The sequence below is a fragment of the Dokdonella sp. genome (assembly GCF_036518555.1).
Taxonomy (GTDB): domain Bacteria; phylum Pseudomonadota; class Gammaproteobacteria; order Xanthomonadales; family Rhodanobacteraceae; genus Dokdonella_A.
In genome coordinates this window covers 1-5769 of record NZ_DATDMY010000225.1, presented here as the reverse complement: position 1 = coordinate 5769, position 5769 = coordinate 1, and the positions used below count along the sequence as shown (strand labels likewise).

The 5769-nt window shown below is 71.6% G+C and carries 5 protein-coding genes; 3 read left to right on the top strand and 2 right to left on the bottom strand.

The genetic code is table 11. The features are described 5' to 3' along the window. Window positions 1-1011: acyltransferase (locus tag VI238_RS12565; protein WP_331651858.1), on the bottom strand; the 1011-nt coding region annotated here is incomplete at its 3' end. Window positions 1012-1172: 161 nt separating this feature from the next. On the opposite strand from VI238_RS12565, the gene VI238_RS12560 reads away from it, so the two are divergent. Both VI238_RS12560 and VI238_RS12555 read left to right on the top strand, forming a co-directional pair. Next, the gene (locus tag VI238_RS12560) at window positions 1173-2105 is read left to right on the top strand and encodes a haloalkane dehalogenase (RefSeq protein WP_331651856.1); all 933 of its coding nucleotides are present in this window, start codon (window positions 1173-1175) and stop codon (window positions 2103-2105) included. A 52-nt stretch (window positions 2106-2157) separates the two neighbouring features. After that, window positions 2158-2715, top strand: a complete 558-nt coding sequence (locus VI238_RS12555; protein ID WP_331651854.1) for a nucleoside deaminase — start codon at window positions 2158-2160, stop codon at window positions 2713-2715. A 212-nt stretch (window positions 2716-2927) separates the two neighbouring features. Here the strand turns inward: VI238_RS12555 and VI238_RS12550 are convergent, their stop codons facing one another. After that, window positions 2928-4691 (bottom strand): glycoside hydrolase family 44 protein, encoded by a 1764-nt coding sequence (locus VI238_RS12550; protein ID WP_331651852.1) that lies wholly within the window; start codon window positions 4689-4691, stop codon window positions 2928-2930. A gap of 149 nt (window positions 4692-4840) precedes the next feature. Between VI238_RS12550 and rlmM the strand changes: the two genes are divergently transcribed. Beyond that, the coding region (gene rlmM / locus VI238_RS12545; RefSeq protein WP_331651850.1) for a 23S rRNA (cytidine(2498)-2'-O)-methyltransferase RlmM at window positions 4841-5769 on the top strand (929 nt) is incomplete at its 3' end.

Sequence of the window (5769 nt, the reverse complement as noted above, 5' to 3'; positions counted from 1 at the left end):
GCTCCACGCCGCATTCGCGCCGCTCGCCTTGTGCAGCGCGACGACCGCGAAGACGACGAACATGTGGCCGAGGTAGATCTCGTAGCTGAGCCGGCCGAACGAGCGCAGCCAGCCGAAACCGCGCGCGCCACCGTGGGAGCCGTCGCCGTCGAGGCCGATGAGGATGCAGGCGACCGACCCCGTCAGCACGAGCATCGTGCCGTTGCCGAGCCACGACCACCACCACCCTTCGACGAACAGCACGCTCGCGAGCCCGGTGGCCCCGAACACGACGAGCCGGCGCGCGACCCACGGCGCGCGCGCGGTCCAGCGTGCCGACGCCAGCGCCGCGAGGACGCCGCACGCGATCGCGGCCATGCCCGGCAGGTAGGCCTTCTCCTGCCAGATCTCGTTGCCGTCGAGCGCCGCGCGCGTGACCGGCAACGTGAGCGCGAACGTGACGAGCACGACGAGCAGCACGCGCTCGCTGCGCACGGCGAGGCAGGCGAGCGGGAAGCCGAGATAGAACACCTCCTCGATCGACAGCGACCAGAGCACGTCCCAGCCGCCCGGCAGGTAGCCGGTGCGCCCCTCGTACCAGTTGAGGTGCAGGCCGAACGCGGCGGCGATCGCGCGCGGCAGCGACTGCCCTTCGCGCGCGATCACGTAATCCGCGGCGCCGGCGAGGTGCAGCAGCGACAGCACGGCCACGACGAGCGCGAGGCACGGCAGGATGCGCGCGCTGCGTCGCAGGTAGAACGCGCCGACGTCGATCTGCGCAAGGCTGCCCCAGCGCGCGATCGAGTGCCGAGCGATGAGGAAGCCGGAGACCACGAAGAACACGAACACGGCCTCGTAGCCGTTCCAGTTGAGCGCGGCGAGCACGCGCGCGGGCACGATGTCGCCGAGCAGGCTCGCCTTGAGCGGGATGCGCAAGCCGAGGTGGTGTAGCACGACGAGCAGGATCGACAGCCCGCGCAGCGCGTCGATGCCCGGATTGCGCGCGAGCGCCGCGTCGGATCCTCGTGGCATGCCCCGTCCCTTCCGTGCGATCGCGCGATGGTGCGGGGTGAGCGATGCGCTGGCAAGCACATGCGCGACTGGTCCGCACGGAATCGCCGCAACTGGAACCGGGCCGCCGTCGGCGCCGCCCTAGCCTTGCCGCGCCCGTCCATCCGCTACGAGGAACGACCATGATTGCAACCGACGACCTCCACCCGCGCCGCCGCGTGCGCGTGCTCGACGCCGAGATCGACTACGTCGACACCGGCAGCGGCGACCCGATCGTGTTCCTCCACGGCAACCCCACGTCGTCCTACCTCTGGCGCAACGTGCTGCCGCACCTGGCCGGACTCGGCCGCTGCCTGGCGCCCGACCTCGTCGGCATGGGGCGTTCGTCGCCGTCGCCGGCGGGGCCGCTGCGCTTCATCGAGCACGCGCGCTACCTCGACGCGTGGTTCGACGCGCTCGGCCTCGAACGCGACATCGTCCTCGTGCTGCACGACTGGGGCTCGGCGCTCGGCTTCCACCGCGCGCGACGCCACGCACGTCAGGTGCAAGGCATCGCCTACATGGAGGCGCTCGTGCAGCCGCGCCGCTGGGACGATTTCCCGGCCGCGCGCGCCGGCCTGTTCCGCGCGCTGCGCTCGCCCGACGGCGAGCGGCTCGCGCTCGACGACAACTTCTTCGTCGAGACGGTGCTGCCGAAGAGCGTGTTGCGGCCGCTCTCGGACGCCGAGATGGCTGCGTACCGCACGCCCACCGCGAGCGCGCCGGCGCGGCTGCAGACGCTGCTGTGGGCGCGCGAGCTGCCGATCGACGGCGCGCCCGCCGACGTCGATGCGATCGTCGCCGAGTACGCCGACTGGCTCGCGCACGACGAGGTGCCGAAGCTGTTCGTCAATGCCGAACCGGGCGCGCTGCTGACCGGACGCGCGCGCGAGGTCTGCCGGACCTGGCCCAACCAGCGCGAAGTCACCGTGCCCGGCATCCACTACCTGCAGGAGGACTCGCCGGCGCCGATCGGCACGGCCCTGGCCGCGTTCGTGCGCGAGCTGCGCGCGTCGCCGGCCGGCCGCGATGCCGTGGCCGCGCAGGCCGCCGAGGGCGCCGCCGCGCCCGCGTGACGCCGCGTCGACCGAGCCGCTACGCTGTCGGCGTCATCCACGGGACGCCGCCATGCCGACATCGATCACGCTCGCCCTGCCCGCCTGGCTCGACGACGAAGCGCCGCCCGGACGCGTGTTCGCCGATCCCGGCGCGCAGGTCGGTTTCGCGATCCGGCTCGCGCGGCGCAACGTCGAGGAACGCAGCGGCGGGCCGTTCGGCGCGGCGATCTTCGACGGCGACGGCCGCCTCGTCGCCGCGGGCGTCAATCGCGTGCTGCCGCAGGCGTGCTCGATCGCGCACGCCGAGATGATGGCCTTCATGGCCGCCCAGGCCCGCCTCGGCCGCGCACGCCTCAATGAGGACGGCGCGCGCTACGTGCTCGCGACGAGCGCGCAGCCGTGCTGCCAGTGTTACGGCGCGAGCTTCTGGGCCGGCATCGACGAACTGCGCATCGGTGCGCGCGCGAGCGACGTGATGGACCTGAGCGAGTTCGACGAGGGCCCGCTTCCGGCGGACTGGGTCGGCGAACTCGAACGTCGCGGCATCGCGGTGGTGCGCGACGTGCTGCGCGACGAGGCACGCGAGGTGTTCCACCTCTACGCACGCGTGGGCGGCACGACTTATTGAGGCCGCGACAACACCGTGGACGGAGGGACACGCCGTTGCGCGGCTGTCGCCCCACCTCGCGCGTTACTCGGCCGTCTCGGCGTGTCGGGGTGTCGAAACGAAAGATGGAAACACGGAGCACACGGAGCCCACAGAGGAAAAGCGCTCGATCGAAACTGCCTTCTTCGTGTGCTCGGTGTGCTCGGTGTTTCAAGCTTTTCTGCGCACGCCCGTCAATCGAAGCCGTTGCGGAAGATCGAATCCGCGCCGGTCACGACGAGCAGGTTCGCCGACATCGCAGGCAATCCGCTCAACGACACGCTGGTGCCGGCGACCGATCCGGTCGCGAGCACGTGCACCGCGTGCGTCGCGTCGAAGCCGTACAGCGTCCAGCTCGTGCCGGGCGCGCTCGCGAACGCGACGGCGACGTCCTGCGCGGTCGTCGTCTTGTTCGTGAGCAGCACCATCGTGCGCCCGCCCGCGTTGAACGCGTAAGCGCCGATCGCGTCCACGTTCGCGCTCTGTGCGCGCACGCTGTTGCCCTGCACGCGCGCGCCGGCGCCGTCGTAGTCGAGGAACAGCGTGTACGCGCGTTCGACCACCGAACCGGACTCGGGCGCGACCCAGCGCGTCGCCATGTCGACGCCTTCGCGAGCGAAGATGCCGAACAGTTCGGCTTGCGCGACCGCGCCACTCGTGGTGCCGTCGTTGCCCCAGTTGTATTCGGTGATCGCGAGCTTCGTTCCGGGGCAGTACTGGCCGATCCAGCCGCGCACGCGCGGGATCAGGTTCGGCTTGCTGTAGTGGTTCTCGTCGTTGTCGCCGAGGTCGGCGATCCACGATTCGGACACCCAGGCCGGGTCGTACAGCTCCTTGAGCGAGCGCAGGCGGCGCGCCGCGGTCGAGGCCGAATCGTCGTCGTTGAGCGCGACGTCGCCCTGCGGGTAGTAATGCAGGTCGAGGACGTCGACCGCGCGCGCACCGCCCGCGAGAGGATTCGCGCAGACCTGTTGCAGGTACCACGCGACGAACGGCAGGCCGCCGTGCGCATCGCGGTCGCTGCCCTCGGCGCAGTTGTCGGCGGCCGAGCCGAACAGATCGCAATAGCCCCACGTCACCGGGCCGGTCACCTTCGCGGCCGGGTCCTGCTGCTTGATCGCGGCGCCGTAGGCGAGCGCCTTGTTCCAGGTCTCGTCGAACGTCGTCGGCGTCGGATGCACGTCGCGGTGGGTCGAGTTCCACAGCATCACTTCGTTGTCGAGCGCGTAGTAGCGCACGCCGCCGCTCGTGGCGCCGCCGAACGTCGACTGCAGGTGCGCGATCCAGTCCTTCCAGAACGCGGGCACGACTTCGCTCGAGGTGTCGTGCGGATCGTTGTTGACGAGGTGATGACCACCCTGGCTGCCGTACGGGACGCAGTTCGGCGACGGGTTGTTCGCGGGCAGGCATTCGCCGCTGCCCGCGTCGGGGTCCCACGGATCGGTCGCGGCCGTCCAGGGATTGGGTGGTTCCTGGGCACCGTACTTCGCGACCGAGAAGCCGGCGAAGTACGGATGCTGTTGCGGACTGTCCGCACGCGGCGTCCAGCCGATCGTCGGGATCGTGAGCAATACGTCCGCGCCGTAGGCGCGCGCTTCGCCGATGAAGGCGTCGGCGTCGTTGCCGAGCGGCGGTACGTGCGTGCGGTCCGATGCGCCGGGGATGTTCTCGAAGTACCAGTCCGACGCCGTGCTGTGCACGTCGACCTGCCAGTTGTAGCGCGTGGTCGAATTGCCGCCCCAGCGCCGCAGCGGATAGCCGATCTCGGCGTTGCGCACGCCGTCGCCGAACGCGACGCCGAAGATGAGCGGGCTGAACGGATGCACGTCGGCACCCGCATCCACGCTCACTGCGATCGCGGCGGTGGCGGCACCGGTCGCGTTCGCGAGCGCGGACGCCCCGGCGGTGGCGACGAGCGTGGCCGCGACGGCCACCCGAAGACGCAATGCGTTGTCCATGCCGAACCTCCCGTGACCGGGCGCCATGCCCGCCGACCCGCGGCGCCGACACCCTATACGGAGCCGGGCAGGCAATCCTCGCACGCGGTCACACTCGCCAGCCGCAGGCGCCCCCGGCATCATGCGCAACCGCACCGCGATCCCCGCCCATGCCCGCACCCTTCCCCCAGCGCCTGCTAGCGTACTGCCGACCCGGCTTCGAAGGGGAGTGCGCCCAGGAGCTCGCGGCGCTCGACGCACGCCTGTCGGGAACCGGCTATGCGCGCGCCGCCCGCGGCAGCGGCTACGTCGAGTTCGTCAGCGACGACGCGGCCGGGCTGGCCGGCCGGTGGCGCGACCTCGTGTTCGCGCGCCAGTTGCTCGTCGTGCTCGGCGACGCGCGCGGCCTGCCGCCGAGGGACCGGTTGTCGGTGCTGCTGCCGATCGCGGAAGGCGACGACGCCGCCGCGGGCCGGCGCCGCTGGTGCGACGCGTGGGTCGAAGCGCCGGACAGCGACGCCGCGCGCGAGCTCGCGCCGCTCTGCCGCGGGCTGGAGGCGGCGCTCGTCGCCGCGCTCAAGCAGCGCCAGCTCATCGACCGCGATGCGCGTTCGCGCCTGCACGTGTGCATGACGGCGACCGACGCCGCGTTCGTCGCGGCCGCGGACCGGTCGACGACCGCGCCGTGGCGCGGCGGCATACCGCGCCTCAAGTTCCCGCGCAACGCGCCGAGCCGATCGACGCTCAAGCTCGAGGAAGCGCTGCTCGTGCTGCTCGACGACGGCGAGCGCGAGCGCTGGCTCAAGCCCGGCATGCGCGCGGTCGACCTCGGCGCGTCGCCGGGCGGCTGGACCTGGCAACTCGTCGCGCGCTCGCTGCACGTGACCGCGGTCGACAACGGCCCGATGGACGCGGCCCTGATCGCGTCCGGCCTCGTCGACCACCTGCGCGCGGACGGTTTCCGCTATCGCCCGCCGCGCGCGGTCGACTGGCTCGTCTGCGACATGGTCGAACAACCGCGCCGCGTCGCCGAGCTGATCGCGCACTGGCTTTCCGAAGGCCTGTGCCGCCACGCGATCTTCAACCTCAAGCTGCCGAT

Bases quoted from the DNA above. Each gene is read 5' to 3' on its own strand.
- VI238_RS12550 (WP_331651852.1), bottom strand. From the start codon at position 4,691: ATGGACAACGCATTGCGTCTTCGGGTGGCCGTCGCGGCCACGCTCGTC.
- VI238_RS12555 (WP_331651854.1), top strand. From the start codon at position 2,158: ATGCCGACATCGATCACGCTCGCCCTGCCCGCCTGGCTCGACGACGAA.
- VI238_RS12560 (WP_331651856.1), top strand. From the start codon at position 1,173: ATGATTGCAACCGACGACCTCCACCCGCGCCGCCGCGTGCGCGTGCTC.